This window comes from Micromonospora sp. WMMD737, assembly GCF_049179055.1.
GTDB lineage: Bacteria > Actinomycetota > Actinomycetes > Mycobacteriales > Micromonosporaceae > Micromonospora > Micromonospora reichwaldensis.
This window is the reverse complement of record NZ_JBMHMH010000001.1, coordinates 4932637-4953384: the sequence shown is the minus strand read 5'-3', so window position 1 is coordinate 4953384 and position 20748 is coordinate 4932637. Positions and strand designations below refer to the sequence as shown.

At 72.4% G+C, this 20748-nt stretch carries 15 protein-coding genes; 6 read left to right on the top strand and 9 right to left on the bottom strand.

The window, feature by feature from the left end:
* The first annotated feature begins 239 nt into the window (after positions 1-239).
* From ACN27A_RS21790 to ACN27A_RS21780, 3 genes are all read left to right on the top strand, one after another.
* Positions 240-1544, top strand: coding sequence for an AAA family ATPase (locus ACN27A_RS21790; protein ID WP_421456405.1), 1305 nt, complete (start codon positions 240-242; stop codon positions 1542-1544).
* A 27-nt stretch (positions 1545-1571) separates the two neighbouring features.
* On the top strand, positions 1572-2633 hold the full coding sequence (locus tag ACN27A_RS21785) for a ParB/RepB/Spo0J family partition protein (protein ID WP_421456402.1): 1062 nt from the start codon (positions 1572-1574) through the stop codon (positions 2631-2633).
* A gap of 1407 nt (positions 2634-4040) precedes the next feature.
* Entirely contained in the window at positions 4041-4778 is a 738-nt protein-coding gene (locus ACN27A_RS21780) for a hypothetical protein (protein WP_421456398.1), read from the top strand.
* A 126-nt stretch (positions 4779-4904) separates the two neighbouring features.
* Here the strand turns inward: ACN27A_RS21780 and ACN27A_RS21775 are convergent, their stop codons facing one another.
* Positions 4905-5903 (bottom strand): D-alanine--D-alanine ligase family protein, encoded by a 999-nt coding sequence (locus tag ACN27A_RS21775; RefSeq protein ID WP_421456395.1) that lies wholly within the window; start codon positions 5901-5903, stop codon positions 4905-4907.
* A gap of 7 nt (positions 5904-5910) precedes the next feature.
* Positions 5911-7224 carry a PLP-dependent aminotransferase family protein gene (locus ACN27A_RS21770; protein WP_421456392.1) on the bottom strand — a complete coding sequence of 438 codons (1314 nt, stop codon included), beginning with the start codon at positions 7222-7224 and terminating at the stop codon, positions 5911-5913.
* A 294-nt stretch (positions 7225-7518) separates the two neighbouring features.
* Between ACN27A_RS21770 and ACN27A_RS21765 the strand changes: the two genes are divergently transcribed.
* Positions 7519-8184, top strand: a complete 666-nt coding sequence (locus ACN27A_RS21765; protein ID WP_101413445.1) for a GNAT family N-acetyltransferase — start codon at positions 7519-7521, stop codon at positions 8182-8184.
* A gap of 48 nt (positions 8185-8232) precedes the next feature.
* Here the strand turns inward: ACN27A_RS21765 and ACN27A_RS21760 are convergent, their stop codons facing one another.
* The 7 genes from ACN27A_RS21760 to murJ all read right to left on the bottom strand — a co-directional run bounded on the left by ACN27A_RS21760 (position 8233) and on the right by murJ (position 16805).
* A complete protein-coding gene (locus tag ACN27A_RS21760) occupies positions 8233-9396 on the bottom strand; it encodes an N-acetylmuramoyl-L-alanine amidase (RefSeq protein ID WP_421456389.1) in 1164 nt (387 codons plus the stop codon).
* A gap of 150 nt (positions 9397-9546) precedes the next feature.
* Entirely contained in the window at positions 9547-9870 is a 324-nt protein-coding gene (gene trxA / locus ACN27A_RS21755; RefSeq protein ID WP_132235478.1) for a thioredoxin, read from the bottom strand.
* Positions 9871-9902: 32 nt separating this feature from the next.
* The gene (gene trxB, locus ACN27A_RS21750; protein ID WP_357580831.1) at positions 9903-10856 is read right to left on the bottom strand and encodes a thioredoxin-disulfide reductase; all 954 of its coding nucleotides are present in this window, start codon (positions 10854-10856) and stop codon (positions 9903-9905) included.
* Positions 10857-11033: 177 nt separating this feature from the next.
* Positions 11034-12161: a hypothetical protein gene (locus ACN27A_RS21745; RefSeq protein ID WP_421456385.1), complete on the bottom strand. Its 1128-nt coding sequence runs from the start codon at positions 12159-12161 to the stop codon at positions 11034-11036.
* A complete protein-coding gene (gene sigM, locus ACN27A_RS21740; protein ID WP_421456383.1) occupies positions 12158-12943 on the bottom strand; it encodes an RNA polymerase sigma factor SigM in 786 nt (261 codons plus the stop codon). The genes ACN27A_RS21745 and sigM overlap by 4 nt, the downstream gene beginning before the upstream one ends.
* A 43-nt stretch (positions 12944-12986) precedes the next feature.
* The gene (locus tag ACN27A_RS21735; RefSeq protein ID WP_421456380.1) at positions 12987-14591 is read right to left on the bottom strand and encodes a protein kinase family protein; all 1605 of its coding nucleotides are present in this window, start codon (positions 14589-14591) and stop codon (positions 12987-12989) included.
* A gap of 462 nt (positions 14592-15053) precedes the next feature.
* Complete coding sequence (gene murJ, locus ACN27A_RS21730) at positions 15054-16805, bottom strand: murein biosynthesis integral membrane protein MurJ (RefSeq protein WP_421456377.1); 1752 nt, start codon at positions 16803-16805, stop codon at positions 15054-15056.
* Between the two features lie 134 nt (positions 16806-16939).
* Here murJ and ACN27A_RS21725 point away from each other — a divergent pair, with 134 nt between their 5' ends.
* On the top strand, positions 16940-18394 hold the full coding sequence (locus ACN27A_RS21725) for a CCA tRNA nucleotidyltransferase (RefSeq protein WP_421456374.1): 1455 nt from the start codon (positions 16940-16942) through the stop codon (positions 18392-18394).
* A 260-nt stretch (positions 18395-18654) separates the two neighbouring features.
* Complete coding sequence (locus tag ACN27A_RS21720) at positions 18655-20673, top strand: S8 family serine peptidase (protein WP_421456371.1); 2019 nt, start codon at positions 18655-18657, stop codon at positions 20671-20673.
* Positions 20674-20748: the final 75 nt, after the last annotated feature.

Here is a 20748-nt window from a genome sequence, read left to right as displayed (position 1 = left end):
GCTTCCCGGCCGGCGGTTGCGTCGTTGAACCGGTACGGGTGGACGGAAGGATGAGAACCCGACGTGGACCGGCCGCGCCCGTGAGCCGTAGGCTGGCTGCGCGTCGATAGTGTGGAGCGGGCGGCAACGGACGTTCACCGGTCCCGCCGCTCCCGCCGGGCCGTACGCTCCGCGGTGCGATCGCGTACGGCCAGTTGACGGGGTGCGGACCGACCATCCGAAGCGGGCAGGGATGACAGGTGCATGACGACGGAAGGTACGACGATCCACGCGTGACGGGGCCAGCGGGCGACCCCGTTTCACGTGAAACCGACTACCCGAGCTGGTCGCCCGACGGGCCGACGGTCCGGCCCTCTGACCGGGACGCGGCCGTCCGGTCGGGCGGCGCCGAGCCGGTCGTGCCGGAGCCTCCGGCGACCCGCGCCGCCCCCGAGGTGCCGCGGGTCGGCAATTCGGCCGGCGGCCGGGTGATGTCCGTTCGGCGCAACCCCTCGGCCTCGGCGCGGTTCGAGTCCGCCGTGCCGCAGCAGCCCACCCCGGACTCCGTGCCGGACGCGACTCCCGAACCCGTTCCCGTCACCGACCCGTTCGCGCCCCCGGCCGGCTCCCCCGGAGCCACGGTCGCCGAGGCCGCGTACGTTTCACGTGAAACCCCGACGCGCGAAGAGGATGACCCACCGTTGGCTATGGAGGCGATGCGCGCCGTGCAGATCCTTAATCCGAGTGGCGAGGTGACGATGCCTCGTCCGGAACGGACCCGGGTCATGTGCGTCGCGAACCAGAAGGGCGGCGTGGGAAAGACCACGACCACGGTCAACCTTGCGGTGGCGCTGGCCCTGCACGGCAACCGGGTGCTGGTGGTCGACCTGGACCCGCAAGGGAACGCCTCCACCGGGCTGAACGTCCCGCACCACACCGGTGTGCCGGACGTCTACGACTGCCTCATCAACAGCGTGCCGCTGGAGGAGGTCGCCCAGGGTGTCGAGGGGATCCCCAACCTCTGGTGCGTACCGGCGACGATCGACCTCGCCGGCGCGGAGATCGAGCTGGTGTCGGTGGTCGCCCGCGAGTCCCGGCTGGCCCGGGCTATCGCCGCCTATCCCGGCCACTTCGACTACGTCTTCATCGACTGCCCGCCCTCGCTCGGCCTGCTCACGGTCAACGCGCTCGTGGCTGCGCAGGAGGTGCTCATTCCGATCCAGTGCGAGTACTACGCGCTGGAGGGGCTGAACCAGCTGATCAACAACATCAACCTGGTGCGCCAGCACCTGAACCCGAAGCTCGACGTCTCCACCATCCTGCTCACCATGTACGACCGGCGCACCCGGCTGGCCGACGCCGTCGAGCAGGACGTGCGGAACCACTTCGGCGACAAGGTGCTCCAGGCGGTCATTCCCCGCAACGTCCGCGTCTCGGAGGCACCCAGCTACGGCCAGTCGGTGATGACCTACGATCCGGGATCGCGGGGGGCGACGAGCTACTTCGAAGCCGCCCAGGAGATCGCCGAGCGTGGCGTCAAGGAGCCGGTGGGCCGGAATGCGTAGTGCGGAACAGTCGCTGGGAGGCGTGGCATGAAGAACCGTCCTCGGGGCGGTCTGGGACGAGGCCTGGGGGCGCTCATCCCGACCGGGCCGGCGCCGACCGCCGTAGTCGAGCCGAGCACCGCAGAGGAGGCGCCAGCTCCCGTGGAGGCGGCTGCTGACACTGCGGCGGCTGCGCCGGCGGGACACGTGCCGACCGGCCCGGTGCCGGCCGTGGCGATCCCACCGGTGGTGGCGCAGCCCGAGCCGCAGGCCGAGCTCAGCCCGGTGCCGGGTGCCCGGTTCGCCGAGATCCCGGTCGACGCCATCGTGCCGAACCCGAAGCAGCCGCGCCAGGTCTTCGACGAGGACGCCCTGGAGGAGCTGAAGACCTCCATCCAGGAGGTCGGCTTCCTCCAGCCGATCGTCGTACGACAGCTCGACGACGAGAAGTACGAGCTGGTCATGGGTGAGCGGCGCTGGCGGGCCGCGCAGGCCGTCGGGCGGGAGAACATCCCCGCGATCGTCCGGGACACCCACGACGACGCCATGCTCCGGGACGCGTTGCTGGAGAACATCCATCGGGCGAACCTGAACCCGCTGGAGGAGGCGGCCGCGTACCAGCAACTGCTTGACGAGTTCGGCGCCACCCACGAGGAACTCGCCCGGCGTATCGGGCGGAGCCGCCCGCAGATCTCGAACACGATCCGACTGCTCAATCTGCCCGCGCAGGTCCAGACGCGGGTCGCCGCAGGCATCCTCTCCGCCGGGCACGCCCGTGCTCTGCTGAGCCTCGACGAGGCCGAGGCGCAGGAGCAGCTCGCGCGCCGGATCGTCGCCGAGGGGATCTCGGTCCGCGCGACCGAGGAGATCGTCGCGTTGGCCCTGAGCGACGGTACGAGCAAGAAGGAGACGGCCAAGCGTCGTCCGAAGCCGCACGCTCCCGCCCTGACGGATCTGGCCGATCGCCTCTCCGACCGGTTCGACACCCGCGTGAAGGTGGACATCGGCCGGAGCAAGGGCAAGATCACCATTGAGTTCGCGACGGTCGACGACCTGGAGCGGATCGTCGGCCTCATCGGCGTCGGCCAGGAGGACGAGCCGGAGGCCTGACCTCGATCGGCTGTCCTGCGGGACGACGCCGCGTTGCGCGCCTGGGCTCGGCTTCACGGCCGGGCCCAGCGTCGTTGCGAATTGGCACCACTGTCGGCCGCGTGATTCCGGATCACGCGGCCGTTGCATGTGCTGCGGGTTGCGAGATGCCGTTGCCGCCTCGATCGGCACGTTCAGGAGATCCGGGCGGGCGATGGCGTTTCACGTGAAACTCGGGTCAGGGCGGTTTCTTGAGTCGCCTCGACGGTTTCACGTGAAACGGGCCGGACCTGCGATCCGCGAAGCGGTGGGCAGGCGGGCGCCGGAGGCCCCCATCCTGTCTCGCACCTGAGCCAGGCCTCGACCGGCTGGTCGGCAACGGACGAAGACGGAGCCCTGCGCCCGGAAGCACCTGGACGGGGCCGGACCGGGCTGCGCTGCGCCCCTCAGTGACCGCGAGCCGGTAGCGGAAACGCCGCCGAAGAGACGCAGCCGTGTCACCGGCCTGCCCTCGGTACCCGTTGCCGACGCTCAGAACGTGCTGAGGGCCTCGGCGCAGCCAATCGGTACCCAGCACAGGGCTGGGCCACTCGACGGGCCGCTCAGCGCCGCGAGAAGCCGAGGCTGCCCGCCGTCGCTACCGAGACCGGCACACGGCTACCTCGGCTGACCCAGGGAAGACACCCGATACCCCGCGTCGCCGATGGACCTGCTTCTGGGCGGCCCGGCTGGCCTGGCCGCTCTGATCCTGATGGCCGTTCCGGTTGTACCCGACCATTCGCGGCGGTCTCGATGCGGGTGGGCCCTTCAAACCACCTCTCGCCGGACCACGCGCATCGGGCCGGCCGGCACCTGCGGCTGGTTGCCAAAGCGGCGCACAGGCTCCTCCGCGGCGCCCGGACCCGGCCCTCGGCGTCGTCCGCCGTCGTCGTCCTGCGCCAACCCGACCACCGCACCACCGCGCCGGATCCGGTGCCGATGGACGGCCCCAGCCCTCCCGGGCGGCGGCGAGGCCGCCGAGCCGTTCCCTCCCTTGGCTGATGTCGAAGCCGGGCCGGCTACGGGCTGCGCACCCGCATCGCCACCGTTCCCGAACGCGCGGTCATACCGACCACGACGGAACCCGCCCGGCGAGCCTCCGTTTCACGTGGAACCGACGACTCCACCCCGGCGAAGGAGCCGCGATCGCGCCCGAAAGTTATCCACAGCAGTTATCCACAGGCCACCCCGTTTCACGTGAAACCCCGCGTGAAACGGGGTGGCAGCCTGTGGATGACGGCGTGTGTCCGGCGTCTCGTCAGCCTGTGGGCGCCTGTGGATACCTGTGGACAGAGCCGCTCTCGGTTCTGCCGTCACCGTCGGACCGGGGCCGTCCGGCTGATCGTTCGGGTAGGGACAGCGGTGCCGAGACCGGTTAGTGTCAGCGTCGTGCACGACACCCCTCCCTCCGTTCCGGACTTCACCCAGTGGCCGTCCTTTCCCTTCGAGGGCGACCTTCGTGTCAAGCAACTCGATGACCCGGTCCCGGTCGAGCCGCCGCGCAAGGGCGAGGGGAACCGGGAATGCACCGCCTGCAACGCCCCCGACGACGCCTACATCTGGGTGGGTGAGCGATGGCGGGTACGCGCCATGGACCGCCCCACCGGGCTGCCGATGGTGCTGATCCTGGAATCCCGCTCGCATCTCGACCTCGGCGACCTGCCGAATCTGCTCGCCGCCGAACTGGGGGTGATGACCGTACGGCTGGAGCGGGCCATCCGGTCCCTCGACGGGGTCGCCCGGGTGCACGTCAACCGCTGGGGCGACGGCTCGGCGCACCTGCACATGTGGTTCCTGGCCCGGCCCTACGGGCAGCTCCAGTTGCGGGGGACCTTCCTCTCCCTGTGGGACTCCATCCTGCCGCCCATCTCCGAGGCGCGGTGGCGGGAGAATCTCGCCATGGTTGCCGCCTGGCTGGCGGAGTTCGGGGGACGGCCGCTGGCGGAGCCGCCGCGCATCCAGTGGCAGGCCCCGTCCAGCTTCACCGGGCAGCCCCCGGCGCAAGACGCTCCGACGGAGGGCGAGGCGGTGTCCGTGATCGAGTCCGCCGAGGAGACCCCGCCGGCGCAGGAGCCGGAGGGCGAGGCGTCCGCCACGGACGCCGGACGGTCGGGCAGCCAGACGTAGAACCGGGGCGGCCACCCGAGGGAGTACCTCCGGGTGGCCGCGCAGCGGACAGCGAGGTGGCGGACCGGACGGGGCGACGGCCGAGGCCGGCACACCCCAGCGCCGCCCGGAAGGTGGGCCGGTCGGTCAGGGGCGCCGGGTTGCGGCGCGGGCCACCAGGGTGCCGACCATCCTGCCGAAGTCCAGTCCGGCGGCCTGGACCGCGAGCGGCAGCAGCGAGGTCTCGGTCATCCCCGGCGAGACGTTGACCTCCAGCACGTGCGGCTGGCCGGCTGAGTCCACGATCAGGTCGACGCGGCTCAGGTCGCGCAGCCCCAGCGCGGTGTGCGCGGCCAGCGCGACATCAGCCACCGCGCCGGCCACCTCCGGCTCCAGCCGGGCGGGGGTGTGCCAGGTCGTCCGGCCGGCGGTGTAGCGGGCGGCGTAGTCGTACAACCCGTTGCGGGGCACGATCTCCACCGCGGGCAGGGCGCGCGGCCCGTCGCCCAGGTCGACCACGGAGACCGCCACGTCCATGCCTGGCACGTACCGCTCGACCAGCGCCGTGGGGTCGTACGCGAAGCAGCCGACCATCGCGGCCGGCAGCGACGCGGCGTCCCGGACCACGGCGGCGCCCAGCCCCGAACCGCCCTGGGCGGGCTTCACCATGAGCGGCAGCCCCAGCCGCTCGACGATCCGGTCCAGCACCGCCACGGCGCCCAGCTCCGAGAACCGGTCGTGCGGGAGGGCGACCCAGTCCGGGGTCGGGATGCCCGCCTCGCGGAGCACCGCCTTGGCCGAGGGCTTGTCCCAGGCGAGCCGGGACGCGCGGGCGTCGCACCCCACGTACGGGACGCCGCAGAGGTCGAGCACGCCACGCAGCGACCCGTCCTCGCCGGTGGCACCGTGCAGGGCGATCACGACGGCGTCCGGCGGGTCGGCGCTCAGGGCCGGCAGCAGCGCCACGTCGGCGTCCCGCAGTTCGGCGTCCATCCCGACCGCGCGCAGCGCGTCGAGCACCCGGCGCCCGGACCGCAGAGAGACGTCACGTTCGTAGGAGAGCCCGCCGGCGAGCACCAGCACCCGCAGGTCGGCGGTGACGGCGGAGTCGGTCACGACGGAACGGTCGGCAGCGGTGGGAACCATGCCGGAATCATGCCAAGTCGGGTCCCGGCGTGTCCGCGCCGGCCTGCCCGCGCCGCGTGCCGGGGCGGCCGACCGCGCCGAACACCCGCCGCGTGGCGATGTCCTGTTCCATCACGCCGGCCAGCCGGCGCACGCCTTCGCGGATCCGCTCCGGGGACGGGAACGAGAAGTTGAGCCGCATGTTGCCGCTGCCGGTGCCGTCGGCGTAGAAGCCGGTGCCCGGGACGTAGGCCACCCGGGCGGCGATGGCCCGCGGCATCATCGCCTTGGAGTCGAGGCCGTCGGGCAGGGTCGCCCAGACGAAGAGGCCGCCGCCCGGCGTCGTCCAGGTCGTGCCGGCGGGCATCAGGTCGTCCAGCGCGGTGAGCATCGCGTCGCGCCGTTCCCGGTAGACCTCGCGGTAGACCTTGAGCTGCTCCCGCCAGGGCATGGTGCCGAGGTAGGTGGAGACGGCGGCCTGCGCGTAGCCGCTCGGGCAGAGGATCTGCGCCTCGCTGGCGATGACGAGCTTGTCGCGGACGGCGTGCGGCGCGAGGATCCAGCCGACCCGCAGGCCCGGGGCGAAGGTCTTGGAGAAGGTGCTGAGGTAGAAGACCCCGTCGCGCCGCCGCGCGCGCAGCGGCGCCGGCGCGTCCCCCTCGAAACCGAGCTGACCGTACGGGTCGTCCTCGACCACCAGCAGACCGGCGCGCTCGCAGATGTCGAGCACCCGCTCCCGCCGCTGCTCGGTCAGCGTCACGCCGGTCGGGTTCTGGTAGGTCGGGATGGTGTAGAGGAACTTGACCCGCCGGCCGGCGCGCGCCTGCTCGGCGATGGCCGCCTCCAGCGCCTCCGGGATCAGCCCGTCGTCGTCCATCGGCACGTGCGCGACCTGCGCCTGGGCGGCCTGGAACACCCCGAGTGCGCCGACGTAGGTCGGGCCCTCGGCGAGCACCACGTCGCCGGGGTCGAGGAAGAGCCGGGCCACCAGGTCGAGGGCCTGCTGCCCGCCCACGGTGACCACCACGTCGTCCGGGGAGGCGCCGCAGGCGGCGTCGATGCCGGAGAGCGCCATCACCTCGCAGATCCGCTCGCGCAGCTCCAGGGTGCCCTGGCCGATGCCGTACTGGAGGGTGGTGGCGCCGTGTTCGGCGCCGAGCCGGCCGAGCATCTCGCCGACCGCGTCGAGCGGCAGCGCCGCGATGTAGGGGGCGCCACCGGCGAGCGAGACCACCTCCGGCCGACTGGCCACCGCGAAGAGCGCTCGGATCTCCGAGGCGGTCATGCCCCGTACGCGGCGGGCGTACCGGTCGGTGTAGTCGTCGAGCGTCGTGCCGGTCATGACATCACCTCGATGGCTGCTCGGGTGGCTCCCGCCCCGGCGTACCCGGGACACCTGCGACCATGGCGACGCGGGGCGCCGAGTGTCGATCCTAGTCGCCATCTGCCAGGGGTGTAACCGCTGAGTGACCGGCGTCCACATCGCGGACCCCGGCCGGCGCCCCGGAAGGAGAGGCATTCGCGCGTCCCCTCCCGCGGCGTCCGTTTGCGGCGTACGATCGCTCGTCGGGGGCAGGTAGGCGGTGTCGTCGTTCCGTGCCGGTCTCACCTCCGAGCCTAATGTGGGGATACACCAATGTCGCGACGTCTGGTCAGCTTGACCCTCGACACCCTGGAGGACCTGCCCCGCCCGTGCCGGCAGTGCGTCTACTGGGAGCTTGATCCGGTCTCGGCGGACCGGGCCTGTGCCGCGGGCGACCCGGGGCTGGAGAAGGAGGCCTGGGTCTCGCAGACGCTGCTGGAGTGGGGCTCCTGCGGCAAGCTCGTCTACGTCGACGGCATGCCGGCCGGCTTCGTCCTGTACGCCCCGCCGGCCTACGTGCCCCGCTCGATGGCCTTCCCCACCTCCCCGGTCTCCGCCGACGCCGCGCTGCTGATGACGGCCAACGTGGTGCCCGCCTTCGCCGGCGGCGGGCTGGGCCGGATGCTGGTCCAGGGCGTCGCCCGGGACCTCACCAAGCGCGGCATCAAGGCGATCGAGGCCTTCGGCGACGCCAAGTTCGGCGACGCGGCCGACCCCGCCGGCGCCTGCGTCGCCCCGGCCGACTTCTTCCTCTCCGTGGGCTTCAAGACGGTCCGCCCGCACCCGCGTTACCCCCGCCTGCGGCTGGAGTTGCGTACCGCGTTGAGCTGGAAGTCCGACGTCGAGTACGCGCTGGAGAAGCTGCTCGGCTCGATGAGCCCCGAGACGCTGCTCCGCCCGGTCCGTCCGGCCCCGGCCACCCGCTCGACCGCCGGCTGATCCCACCCCGGCGCGGCGGCGGAGCCCGGTCGGGAGTCGGCAGGCGGCTCAGTCGACGACCGTGCCGGCGGCCACCACCGCCCGCAGCGCGCTCACGTCGATCGAGCCGGTGGGGACGTCGCGCTCGACGGGGAAGTACATGCGCTGCACGGCGGCGACGACGGCCTCCACCACCCTGTCCCGGAACCGGGGGTCGACCAGTCGGGCCCGGTCGGTGGGCGAGGTGAGGTAGCCGACCTCGACGCGTACGGCCGGCATCCGGGTCAGCCGGAGCAGGTCCCACGCCTTCGCGTGCGTACGGCAGTCGCGCAGCCCGGTGCGGGCGACGATCTCCCGCTGCACCAGCCCGGCCAGCCGCTCGCCGGTCGCCGAGGTCACCCCGTTGTCGGTGCCGTAGTGGTAGGTCGCCACCCCCTCGGCCGCCGGGTTGGCGTGCTCGTCGACGTGCAGCGAGATGAACACGTCGGCGCCGAGCGAGTTGGCCAGCTCCGCCCGGTCGACGTCCGGCAGGCAGTCCTCCTGGGCCGGCCCACGGGTGAGCTGCACCCGGACGCCGGCGGCGGCGAGCCTGCCCTCCAACCGGCTGGCCAGGTCGTACACGAGGTCCGCCTCGGTCCACCGCAGCGACCCGTCCGGCACCACCACGCCCGGGTCGGTGCCCCCGTGCCCGGGGTCGATGACGACGGTCCGGCCCACCAGCGCCGGGCCGGACTGCCGGATGGCGTCGGACTCGCGCAGCCACTGCGGCCGCCCGCCGACGACCTTGCGGCCGAGCCGGCGCAGCGCGTCCATGGTGTGCGGACCGCACGAGCCGTCGGGCGTCAGCCCGACCTCGCGCTGGAACTGGGCGACCGCCCGGGAGGTCCGTACGCCGTAGATGGCGTCCGCGCGCCCTACGTCGTACCCCATCTCCAGCAGCCGCTCCTGGAGCGAGCGGACGTCCTCACCGGTGAGCGGCTCCGGGACCGCGTGGTAGAGCGTGCGGGCGCCCAGCCGCCAGCGGGCGGCGTCCAGGGCCCGCCAGGTCTCCGCACCGACCCGGCCGTCCACGCTGAGCCCACGCGACTGCTGGAAGGCCCGCACGGCCCGTTCGGTGTGCGTGTCGAACTCGTCCGCGCCCGGTGCCGTCGGGACGAGCAGGTCGAGGCCGGTCAGCACCGTACGGATCTCGGTCACCGCGGGTCCACGGTCACCGGGTCGGATCGGACGCACGCACGACCCCCTCTGCACGGACGGTTGCTGGCCGGGCGGCCCCCGCTTGAGGCTATGCGTTCCGGGGCCTCCGGATGCCCCACGTCGGGAAAAACGCGTCGACCCCGTGCCCGGCGGACCGGGTACGGGGTCGACGCGCGTCGGTGCTGCTCAGAGCGCCGATTCGATGAGCCTGACGAGCTCGCCCTTCGGCTTGGCGCCGGCGATCGACTGCACCGGCTCGCCGTTCTTGAAGACGGTGAGGGTGGGGACCGACATCACCCGGTAGGCGCGGGCGGTCTCCGGGTTCTCGTCGATGTTGAGCTTGACGATGGTGACCTGGTCGCCCATCTCGCCGGCGATCTCCTCCAGCAGCGGCGACACCTTGCGGCACGGGCCGCACCACTCGGCCCAGAAGTCCACCAGAACTGGCTTGTCGGACTTCAGCACGTCGGCGGCGAAACTCGCGTCGGTGACCGACTTCGTTGCTCCCACTATGACCCTCCTCCGGGATGTGTTTCGGTTGTTCAGCCCTGCAGCGTGGCGATGAAGCGCTCGGCGTCCAGCGCGGCGGCGCAGCCGGTGCCCGCGGCGGTGATCGCCTGCCGGTACGTGTGGTCCACCAGGTCTCCGGCGGCGAAGACACCGGGCACGCTGGTCCGGGTGCTGGGCGCCTGGACCTTCACGTAGCCCTCGTCGTCGAGCTCCACCTGCCCCCGGAAGAGCTCGCTGCGCGGGTCGTGACCGATGGCCACGAAGACGCCGGTGACGTCGAGGACCTTGGACTCGCCGGTGTGCGTGTTGCGTACCCGCACCCCGGAGACCTTGCCGTCGTCGCCGAGGATCTCCTCGACCGTGGTGTTCCACTCGACCTTGATCTTGTCGTTGCTCAGTGCCCGCTCGGCCATGATCTTGCTGGCCCGGAAGGAGTCCCGGCGGTGGATGATGGTGACCGATTCGGCGAACCGGGTGAGGAAGCTGGCCTCCTCCATCGCCGAGTCACCGCCGCCCACGACCACGATGTGCTGGTTGCGGAAGAAGAAGCCGTCACAGGTCGCGCAGGACGAGACGCCGTGGCCCAGGTACTCCTGCTCGCCGGGCACGCCGAGCGGACGCCACGCGGAGCCGGTGGAGAGGATGACCGCCCGCGCCCGGTACGCGGTCTGGCCCACCCAGACGGTGCTGACGGCGTCGGAACCCACGCTGCCGGTGTCCTTCAGCTCGACCCGCGTCACGTCGTCGGTGAGGAACTCCGCGCCGAACCGCTCGGCCTGCTTGCGCATGTTGTCCATCAGCTCGGGGCCGAGGATGCCGTCGGCGAAACCGGGGAAGTTCTCCACCTCGGTAGTGGTCATCAGCGCGCCGCCGGACTGCACGCCCTCGATGATGAGCGGCTTGAGGTTGGCGCGCGCCGCGTAGACCGCCGCCGTGTAACCGGCTGGCCCGGAGCCGATGATGATCAGGTTGCGGACCTCGTCCACTGCCGTCTCCCGATTGTGTTGTTCGCCATCGGCGCGCACCGATGCCGATCCGATGCCGACGCCGCTCGGTGCCGGCACTTCGATGTGCAGAACGTCATCGTACGAACCGGGGATTCCCGAGCCGGTCATCCGGTGGGTCAGGTCACGTGGACGGCCAAACGGCCGGTGACCGCGAATTCACCCTACCCGCGTGCGGTAGCGGCTGTCCGAGCCGGACCCGGGCACACCGCATTCAGGGCCGCTCGCCCAGGCCCAGTGTGCTCCCGTGGCGTCGGTGAAGCGCACGATCAGCGCCGGGCGACCCTGGAACCGGGCGTAGTCGACCACGTCTACCACCAGCGGACCGTTGCCGTGCTCGGCCTTGATCTCGCCGATGCAGGCGCCCAGCGCGGCGGGGTCGGTGAGCCGGTCGAGCCCGGCGACGGAGCCGGGCAGCCGCCCGCCCTCCGCCTGGACGCCGGGCTGCTCCCCGGGCGGGCCGCCGGTGAACGGCCGTGCCTTCGGCGACGACGCAAGGGCGGCCAGGGACTCCGGCGTGTAGTCCGTTCCGCTGCGCACCGACGGCTCGCCGGCGATCCGGAAGGGCGTGGCGGCGGGGGCGGCGCCCTCACGGTTCGTCGCGGGCAACGCCGTGTCCGCGGCGCCGCCCGTCTGCTGGTCCCTGGTGAGCTGGTCGACGCCGAGCCCGACCGCCGCGATCGACACGGCGGCCAGCGCGACCGGCCCGGCCAGCCGGGACCAGCGGCGCCGTCGTCGCCCGGGCCCGGTGGCCCCGCCGCGACCCGGCTCCGACCGGGGTACGCCGGCAGGACGTCTCCCGGACCCGCCGAGCGGCTGTGCCGGCACCGCCCCGATGCCCGTTCTGACCGTCGGTCGACCCTCCGCCGACCGTTCCTCGGCGGGCGTCGCGTCGTCCCCCGCCCTCCGGCCGCCCGGCTCGGCCCGGCCCGGCCCCGAGCGGTCCGGCTCGGATCGGCCCGGCCCGGCGGAGTCCGCGGTGGCATGGCTGGACGCGGTGCCGAGGTCTGCTGCGGTGCCGGGGTCGGACGCCGTGGCGTGGGCCAGGGCGGCAACGATCCGGTCGGTGACGTCGGCCGGCATTTCAGGTGCGGACGCGCCCCAGGTGGCCAGGTCCGCATGGACGTCCGCCACGGCCGGGGCCAGCAGCGCGTACGCCTGCGCCCAGCCGGGGTCCTCGTCGACCAGTCGGGCGACGAGATCCTCGTCCGGGGTGCCGTCCAGCGCCCCGCCGAGGTAGTCGGCGAGCAGGTCGTGGTCGACCTCCCTGTACCCCCCGGCAGTCACGCGTCCTCCTGGTGGAGATCCCGCCGGGACCGTCCCGACCCCGATCGGACGCCCTCGGGCGACCGCGGGTTCCCTCGGGTGACGGCCGGCACGTTCGGGCCCGTCGCCGGGGCCGGCTCCGCCCGTTGCGGGGTGGCCTGCGGCTCCGGCTTCTGCCTGGTGGGGCGCAGATGTCCGAGCTGTGTCGCCAGGCGGGCCCGGCCCCGGGCGCACCGGCTCTTGACCGTCCCCTCGGCCACGTCGAGGATCCGGGCCACCTCGGCCACGGGGTAGCCCTGCACGTCGACCAGGATCAGCGCCGCCCGCTGCTCGGCCGGCAGTTCGGCGAGCGCCTGCCGGACCACGAGCGCCGTGTCGTGGTCCTGTACGGGTGCCGCCGGCTCGACGCCCCCGGTGCCGGAGTCGGTCTCCCGGACGCCGTCCGGCAGCGGCACCGTCGGGTGCGCCTGGCGGCGGCGGATCCGGTCCAGGCACGCGTTCACCACGATCCGGTGCAGCCAGGTGGTGACCGCCGAGTCGCCCCGGAACCGCCCGGCGGCGCGGTGGGCGGAGAGCAGGGCGTCCTGGAGGGCGTCGGCGGCCTCCTCGCGGTCGCCGAGCGTGCGCAGGGCCACCGCCCAGAGCCGGTCCCGGTGCCGGTGGAAGAGCTCGGCGAAGGCGTGCGGGTCGCCGGCCACGTGGGCGTGCAGGAGATCGAGGTCCGCCGGCCCGGACAGCGGCACCGACGACGAGACCGGCGGACCCGCCGGCCCACCGGTCACCCGTTCCCCGCGTACGCCCATCACCACGTCCGGCGGATGCGGTGCCCGGAGCGCGGTGGCCGCCTCACGACCCCTGGACCGTGATCTCCTGGACGCCGAGCTTGTAGCCGCCGTCGCTCGACGGCAGCTCGGTGATCCAGAACAGCAGGTAGCGGTACTTCTGGTCGGCGTTGAAGCCGTTGAAGGTCATCTTGGTGCCCTCGTGCTCCTCGAACGGCTGCCCGATCGCGGTCTTCCTGTAGTCCGCGAAGAGCTGGGCATCACCGGAGGACGACGACGGCCGGTCGGTGGTGCCGGCGTAGAGCTGGGCGGAGGCGCCCCGCGCGGACAGGAGCACCTGCACGGACTTGACCGTGTGCTCGCCGCCGAGGTCGATCCAGACGCCCATGCCCTTCTTGAGGTTGCCGAAGTTGGCGCGGTTCCGGTAGGTCTGGGTCTCCCAGCCCTCGTCCTCGTCCCCGTCGTGCACCTTGTCGGCGTTGCGGACCTCGGTCCGGTCGCCCTCCGGGTCGATGATCCGGGCGGTGCTGATCTTCAGCGGCCCGGCCGTGACGGCGGCCGGGGTGGCGTCGCCGGCGGGCGCGTTCGACGAGGGCGCCGCGACCGGGTTGGTCTGTGGGTCGTCGTCACCGCCGCCGAGGGCGGTGATGCCGATCAGCAGGCCGACGAGGGCGACCGCCAGCAGGCTGGCGATGCCGATCGCGACCTTGCGTCCGCCGGCGGCGGCGAGCGGCGACGGCTCCTCGCCGGTGTCGGCCGCGAAGCGCAGCGGGCCGGCGCTGTCGAGGAACTGCTCGTCGGCCGGCACGTCCAGCCGGGCCAGCTCGGCCGCGAGCACGTCCGACGAGGGCGGCTCGATCTCGGCGTCGAGGAGATCCATGGTGAGGTCGTCGAGGTACGCCGGCACGCCCGCCCGCACCTGCCGGGGGGCGGCGAGCGCGCCGGCCGCGTCGCGTACGGCGTCGGGGATGGCGGCCCGGCCGTGGCCGGCGGTGGCGCCACGCAGCGGGGCCTCGGCGTGCGGCCAGTGCCCGGTCAGGGCGAAGTAGAGGACCCCGCCGATCGCGCGGACGTCGCTCTGCTGGCTGTCGGCGCCGTCGGTGCGCGCGTCGGCCAGCACCACCCGGCCGTCGTCACTGATCATCACCGTGCCGGGGTGGACGTTGCCGTGCACCATGCCGGTGGCGTGCACGGCGGCGAGGGCGCTGGCGACCGCGTTGCCGATGGTGGTGGCGCGCGCCGGGTCCAGTGGCCCGTCGGTGACCAGCTCGCGCAGCGACTGCCCGTCGACCCACTCCCGCACCACGTACGCCCGCTCGGCCTCGTCGATCGCGTCGTAGACGCCGACCAGGTTGGGGTGGATGACGCGGCTGGCCGCGACGGCGCCCTGGAGCATCTCGGTGGCCGAGTCGCCACCCGGGTAGCGCAGCACGACCGCGACGGGACGGCGCAGGATGACGTCGACCCCGCGCCAGACCAGCCGGCCCGCGCTGTCGTTGTTGATGTGCTCGACCAGCTCGTAACGCTCGGCGAGGATCTCACCGGCCGTGGGAGCACCGAAGGTCATGACCTGAGGAGCGCTCTCCTCCGCCTCCTGACCTTCGCCGACCTGGGTCACCCGTCCTCCCTCGGTGATCGTGTCGATCGATGGACCCGCGCTGCTGGGCATGTGGCTTCCCGCTCTGCCTTCGAAGGAACCGGCCGACCGGTGTCGACGCGGAGCGTCGGCGCCTGCCGTACCCGTCGAGAGCGACCTTACCCGGGTTGGCCGTCTCCCCGACATGTCATCTTCGCGCCGCTCCCGGGCCGAGCTGCCGGCACGCGACCGACTTGTCCGGTTGCTCCCGCTGTCAGCCACGTTGCTGGCACATGTACTGGCCAATCTAGAGGTTGGCCGCAAGCACCCGCAGGGAGGGGGCCGGCCGTTGCGGCGATCGCGCCGACGCAGCCGGGTTCCCCCCGACCGGACCGCCATGCTCAGCCGTACGGCTGGTTATCCACAGGCCCTTTCGGTGTCTGAGCGGCACATCACGGAGTTATCCACAGGCGCATCCCCAGGCTGGTGATCCTCGTTCACAGAGAGTGCAGTCCGCCCGCAGCGTGTCGCCCGCCCCCGAGAGACGGGTTTCGGTCAGCGGCCCAGCCGGCGGCGGACCATGCCCACGACCTCGGTGATCTCGCCGATCCGCAGGACCATGGCCAGCCCGAGGTACGTCCCGCCGATCACCGCGCCACCGACCACGAGCTGGACGACGGCCTCCAAGCGGCTCGGCGTGTCGTCGCCGGGCAGCAGCTTGACCACGATCAGGCCGACCACCGCCGCGCCGAGGGCCGCGACCGCGACCCGCGCGCTGGTGCGCATGATCTCGCCGAGGCCGATCCGACCCACCCGGGGACGTAGCAGCCAGGCGGAGGCGATCGCGGCGGCCAGGTAGGAGACGGCGTTGCCGATCATCATGCCGGCGCCGGCGAAGCTCGCCGAGAAGACCGCGAAGAGCACGATCTGTACCCCGATGCGCAGCGCCACCACCGGAATGTTGATCAGCGCCGGGGTGCGGGTGTCCGGCAGGGCGTAGAAGGCGAACGTGAAGAGCTGGCTGACAGCGAACGGCACCAGGGCGAGCGCGGCGGCCAGCAGCACCACCGAGGTGGCGGTGGCGTTGCCCTCGTCGAAGGCGCCCCAGCGGAACAGCGTGAACGAGATCGGGGAGGCGAGCACGGCGTAGCAGACCGCGATCGGGGCGAGCACCGCGGTGACCGTACGGGTGCCCCGGGACAGGTCGGCGGCCACGTCCGCGTACCGGCCGTCGGCGGCGGCGGCGCTCATCCGGGGCATCAGCGCGGTGATGATCGAGACGGCGATGATGCCGTGCGCCGTCATCAGCAGCAGGAAGACGTTGTTGTAGATCAGCGGGCCGGCGGCGTTCTCCCTGCCCGCCCGGTTCAGCAGGTTGAACAGCACGATCAGGCCGATCTGGCTGACCGCGACGTAGCAGAACATCCACGCCCCGAGCCGGCCCAGCTCGCGCAGGCCCAGCTCGCGGAAGTCGAAGCGCAGCTTCCACCGGAAGCCGACCTTGCGCAGCGCCGGCAGCAGGCCGGCGGCCTGGATGGCGACGCCGAGCAGGGTGCCGCCGCCGATCAGCAGGATCCGCCCCGTCGTCATCTCCTCCGGCTTGATGATGTCCGCGCCGAAGATCGCGATGTAGAGGCCGGCGGTGGCGATCACCACCAGGTTGTTCAGGATCGGCGCCCACATCGGGGCGGCGAAGTGACCCCGCGTGTTGAGCACCGCGCTGATCAGCGCGCTCAACCCGGAGAAGAAGATCATCGGCAGCATCAGGCGGGCCAGCGCCGTGACCAGGCCCGAATAGCCGTCGGTCGACTCGCCGCTGCCGTAGAGCCAGGTCAGCGTCGAGGCGAACCCGACCGCGAGCAGGGCCGCCACGCCGAGGGCGAGGACCGCCAGGGTGAGCAGCCGCTGGGCGTACGCCTGGCCGCCGTCCGCGTCCGACTTGCGCCGCCGTACGAGCACCGGGATCAGCACGCTGGTGAGTACGCCGCCGAGCAGGAACTCGTAGACCATCCCGGGCAGGATCTGCGCGGTGGTGTACGCGTCACCGACCAGCGCGCCGCCGAGCGCCGCCGCGATCACCAGGTTGCGCAGGAAGCCCGTACCGCGGCTGACCAGGCTGCCCATGGCCATCACCGCGCTGTTGGCCGCGGCGCTGGCCTCGGCCACCTGCTCCTGCGGCGGCGCCGTCGACTCCATGGCCGGCTGGTTGAGCGGCTCGGCGGAGATGAACGTGGCGCCGTCCGACGGCCGGCCAGGCGCGGCGCCGCCCTGGGCGGCGTTCGCGCTGCGGTAGAGACCGCCGCTCATCTTGTCGCCTCCAAGGCAGAGAGGTACGTCGGAGCCGGGCCACGGCCCGCACGTCACAGACGATAGTCAACGGCCACCCGTTACCCGCGCCCGGCGGACCGCATCCTCGCCGGGACCGATAGTCTGGCGCTCCCATGTCCGAAGCCTCCGCTCCCCACGCCGCCGACCGCCGCGAACTCACCGCCGCGCAGCGCAACGCCGTCGCCGAACTGCTCCGGGTCTCCCCGGTCGCCGACGAGTTGGGCCGCCGGTTCGCGCGGGCCGGCCACGAGCTGCACCTGGTGGGCGGTTCGGTACGCGACGCCCTGCTCGGCCGCCTCGGCGACGACCTCGACTTCTGCACCGACGCGCACCCCGACGAGACCCTGCGCATCGTGCGCGGCTGGGCCGAGTCGATCTGGGAGACCGGCCGGGAGTTCGGCACCATCGGGTGCCAGCGCGACGGCCTACGGCTGGAGATCACCACCTTCCGTGCCGAGTCCTACGACCAGGTCAGCCGCAACCCGGTCGTCGAGTACGGCACCGACCTCGCCGAGGACCTGCGGCGGCGCGACTTCACCATCAACGCGATGGCGGTCAGCCTGCCCGAGCACCGGTTCACCGACCCGCACGGCGGACTGGACGACCTCGCCGCCAAGGTGATCCGCACCCCGGGCACCCCGGCGGAGTCCTTCGGCGACGACCCGCTGCGGATGCTGCGCGCGGCCCGCTTCGCCGCGCAGCTGCGCTTCGCGGTGCACCCCGACGCGTACGCGGCGATGACCAGGATGGCCGGCGACCTGGACCGGATCACGGCCGAACGGATCCGCGAGGAGTTCACCAAGCTGCTCTGCGGCGCGGACCCGATCACCGGGCTGCGGCTGCTGGTCGACACCGGGCTCGCCGAGCGCTTCCTGCCGGAGCTGACCGGGCTCAAGCTGGAGATCGACGAGCACGCCCAGCACAAGGACGTCTACGAGCACACCCTGACCGTGGTGAGCAACGCCGTCTCGTACGAGACCGAGGGGCCGGACTTCGTCCTGCGGATGGCCGCGCTGATGCACGACGTCGGTAAGCCGGCGACGAAGGCGGTGGGCTCGGACGGCCGGGTCAGCTTCCACCACCACGAGGTGGTCGGCGCCCGGCTCACCAAGGCCCGGATGAAGGCGCTGCGCTACCCGAAGGAGACCACCGCCAAGGTGACCGCGCTGGTGGCGCTGCACCTGCGCTTCTACGGCTACGGCCGGGGCGAGTGGACCGACTCGGCGGTGCGCCGCTACGTCGCCGACGCCGGTGACCTGCTGCCGCGCCTGCACAAGCTGACCCGGTCGGACTGCACCACCCGCAACCGCCGCAAGGCGGCCCAGCTCGCGGCCGACTACGACGCGCTGGAGGAGCGGATCGCCCGGATCGCCGCCGACGAGGACCTGGCGCGGGTCCGGCCCGACCTGGACGGCAACGCCATCATGGAACTGCTGGGCGTGCCGCCGGGGCCCGTCGTCGGACAGGCCTGGAAACACCTCAAGGAGCTGCGCCTGGAGCGCGGCCCGCTGGACCGCGACGAGGCCGAGGCGGAACTGCTGCGCTGGGCCCGCGACAGGGGCCTGTAGCGCAGACCGGTGCCGATGCCGGCCGGCGTTCTCCGACGGCGGGGCGTACCCCTTCACGGCGCGAGTACGGAACGCCGACGTATCGACCGAATGGCTGACGCGACAGCCACTGATCATTACTGATGATGGGGCGGAATTATCCAGCCCTCCGATTCCGGCAGAGGCTGGCCGTGCGACCGGTCTCGCATCCACAGCGGACGGTCCTTCGAATCAACGGGGAGTCATTTGTGAGACGTCGTGGCGTAGCGCGCCGCTCAGCGGTGGCGGGCCTGCTTCTCGCCTCCGCGACGGCCGTCGCCGTCGCTGGTTCGGGTGGCGCGGCGATGGCCGAGCCCGCCGAGCCGACCCGGGCGCCCGTGCGGGGTGCCGAACCCGGCGAGGTCGTACCGGGCCGCTACATCGTCGTCCTCAAGGACGGCAAGGCAACACCGAGCGAGACCCGGGCCGCCGCGTCCGCGCTCGCGCAGAAGAACGGGGGCAAGGTACGCAAGGTCTTCACCAACGGCCTGCGTGGGTACTCGATGGAGGCCAGCGCGGGTCAGGTGAAGCGGCTCTCGCTGGACCCGCAGGTGGCCTACGTGGAGCCCGTCGTACGGGCCTCGGCCACCGGGACCCAGAGCAGTCCGCCATCCTGGGGCCTGGACCGGATCGACCAGGTGTCGCCGAAGCTGGACGGCTCCTACACCTACCCCGGCACGTCGGCGGCGGGCGTCACCGCGTACGTCCTCGACACCGGTATCAACATCACGCACCAGGACTTCGGCGGCCGGGCCAGTTACGGCTTCAACGCTATGTCCGACCGCACCTCCACCAAGGACGCCAGTGACTGCGACGGGCACGGCACGCACGTGGCGGGCACGGTGGGTGGCACCAGGTACGGCGTCGCCAAGGACGTCAAGCTGGTCGCGGTGCGGGTCCTGGACTGCGAGGGCTACGGCACGAGCGAGGAGCTGCTCAGCGGCATCAACTGGGTGACCGCGAACGCCGTCAAGCCGGCCGTGGCGAACATGAGCCTCGGTTTCGGCGGCAACGTCCAGGCGGTCAACGACGCGGTGAACGCCTCGATCGCCAGCGGCATCACCTACGCGGTCGCCTCGGGCAACTCCATGGAGGACGCCTGCCTGGTGAGCCCGGCGTCGGTGCCGGCGGCGATCACGGTCGGCGCCACGGACAAGATCGACGCGCGGGCCTGGTTCTCCAACTACGGCGCCTGCGTCGACACGTTCGCGCCGGGCGTCAGCATCACCTCCGCCACCATCGGCTCCACGACGGGCGCCGCGACACTGAGCGGCACCTCGATGGCGTCACCGCACGTCGCCGGCGCCGCGGCGCTGCTGTTGGCGGCGAACCCGACGTGGAGCCCGTCGCAGGTGCGCGACAGCATCGTGACCGGTGGCCTCTCCGGCGCCGTCCACGACACGCAGCGCTCGCTGGACCGGTTCCTCCAGGTCGGTACCGGGCCGGTGGCCCGCAGCTCGTACGGGCTGAAGGCGCGGATCAACGGCAGGTTCGTCGCCGCGGACGGTGCGGGCACGAAGCCGCTGATCGCCAGCGCCGCTGCCATGGGCGGGTGGGAGAAGTTCGACATCGTCGACGCCGGAAGCGGGTACGTCGGGCTGAAGGCGCGGGCCAACGGCAGGTTCGTCGCCGCAGACGGTGCGGGCACGAAGCCGCTGATCGCCGCCGCCGCTGCCATCGGCGGGTGGGAGAAGTTCCAGATCGTCCACAACACCGATGGCAGTGTCAGCCTCAAGGCAGTGGTGAACGGCAAGTTCGTCGTCGCGGACGGCGGGGGCACGCTGCCGCTGATCGCGAGCGCCGATGCCATCGGCGCCTCGGCGAAGTTCGACCTGGAGGCACCGAACCCGATCGTCAGCCTCAGGGCGGCGGCGAACGGCAGGTTCGTCGCCGCGGACGGTGCGGGCACGAAGCCGCTGATCGCCGGCGCCGCTGCCGTCGGCGGCTGGGAGAAGTACGAGCTGGCCTTCCTCCCCGAGGGCAGCTTCTTCACGCTGCGTCCCCTGGTGAACGGCAAGTTGGTGACCGCGGCGAGCGAAGGCACGAAGCCGTTGATCGCCACGAGCACCACCGTCGGCTCCGCAGAGGTGTTCGACTTCATCGACTACAACGCGGACGGCTCCATCTATCTGCGCGCGTACGTCGACGGGCAGGCAATCACCGCCGGTGCCAACCCGCTGATCTCGGACCGGACCATCGACTGGTCCAGCCCGACCCTGGGTCTCGGGACCGCACAGAAGTTCACCGTCGACGTCGTCTGACCGCCCCTGTGGCACCCGCCGTGTCGGCCCCTCGGGCGGCGCGGCGGGTGCCGGCCCACCGGGCCTCCGCCGGAC

What these genes read in the sequence shown, in the direction of transcription:
- ACN27A_RS21725 (WP_421456374.1), top strand. Translation starts at nt 16,940, where the DNA reads ATGTCCGAAGCCTCCGCTCCCCACGCCGCCGACCGCCGCGAACTCACC.
- ACN27A_RS21775 (WP_421456395.1), bottom strand. Translation starts at nt 5,903, where the DNA reads ATGGTTCCCACCGCTGCCGACCGTTCCGTCGTGACCGACTCCGCCGTC.
- ACN27A_RS21770 (WP_421456392.1), bottom strand. Translation starts at nt 7,224, where the DNA reads ATGACCGGCACGACGCTCGACGACTACACCGACCGGTACGCCCGCCGC.
- murJ (WP_421456377.1), bottom strand. Translation starts at nt 16,805, where the DNA reads ATGAGCGGCGGTCTCTACCGCAGCGCGAACGCCGCCCAGGGCGGCGCC.
- sigM (WP_421456383.1), bottom strand. Translation starts at nt 12,943, where the DNA reads ATGGGCGTACGCGGGGAACGGGTGACCGGTGGGCCGGCGGGTCCGCCG.
- ACN27A_RS21735 (WP_421456380.1), bottom strand. Translation starts at nt 14,591, where the DNA reads ATGCCCAGCAGCGCGGGTCCATCGATCGACACGATCACCGAGGGAGGA.
- ACN27A_RS21785 (WP_421456402.1), top strand. Translation starts at nt 1,572, where the DNA reads ATGAAGAACCGTCCTCGGGGCGGTCTGGGACGAGGCCTGGGGGCGCTC.
- ACN27A_RS21765 (WP_101413445.1), top strand. Translation starts at nt 7,519, where the DNA reads ATGTCGCGACGTCTGGTCAGCTTGACCCTCGACACCCTGGAGGACCTG.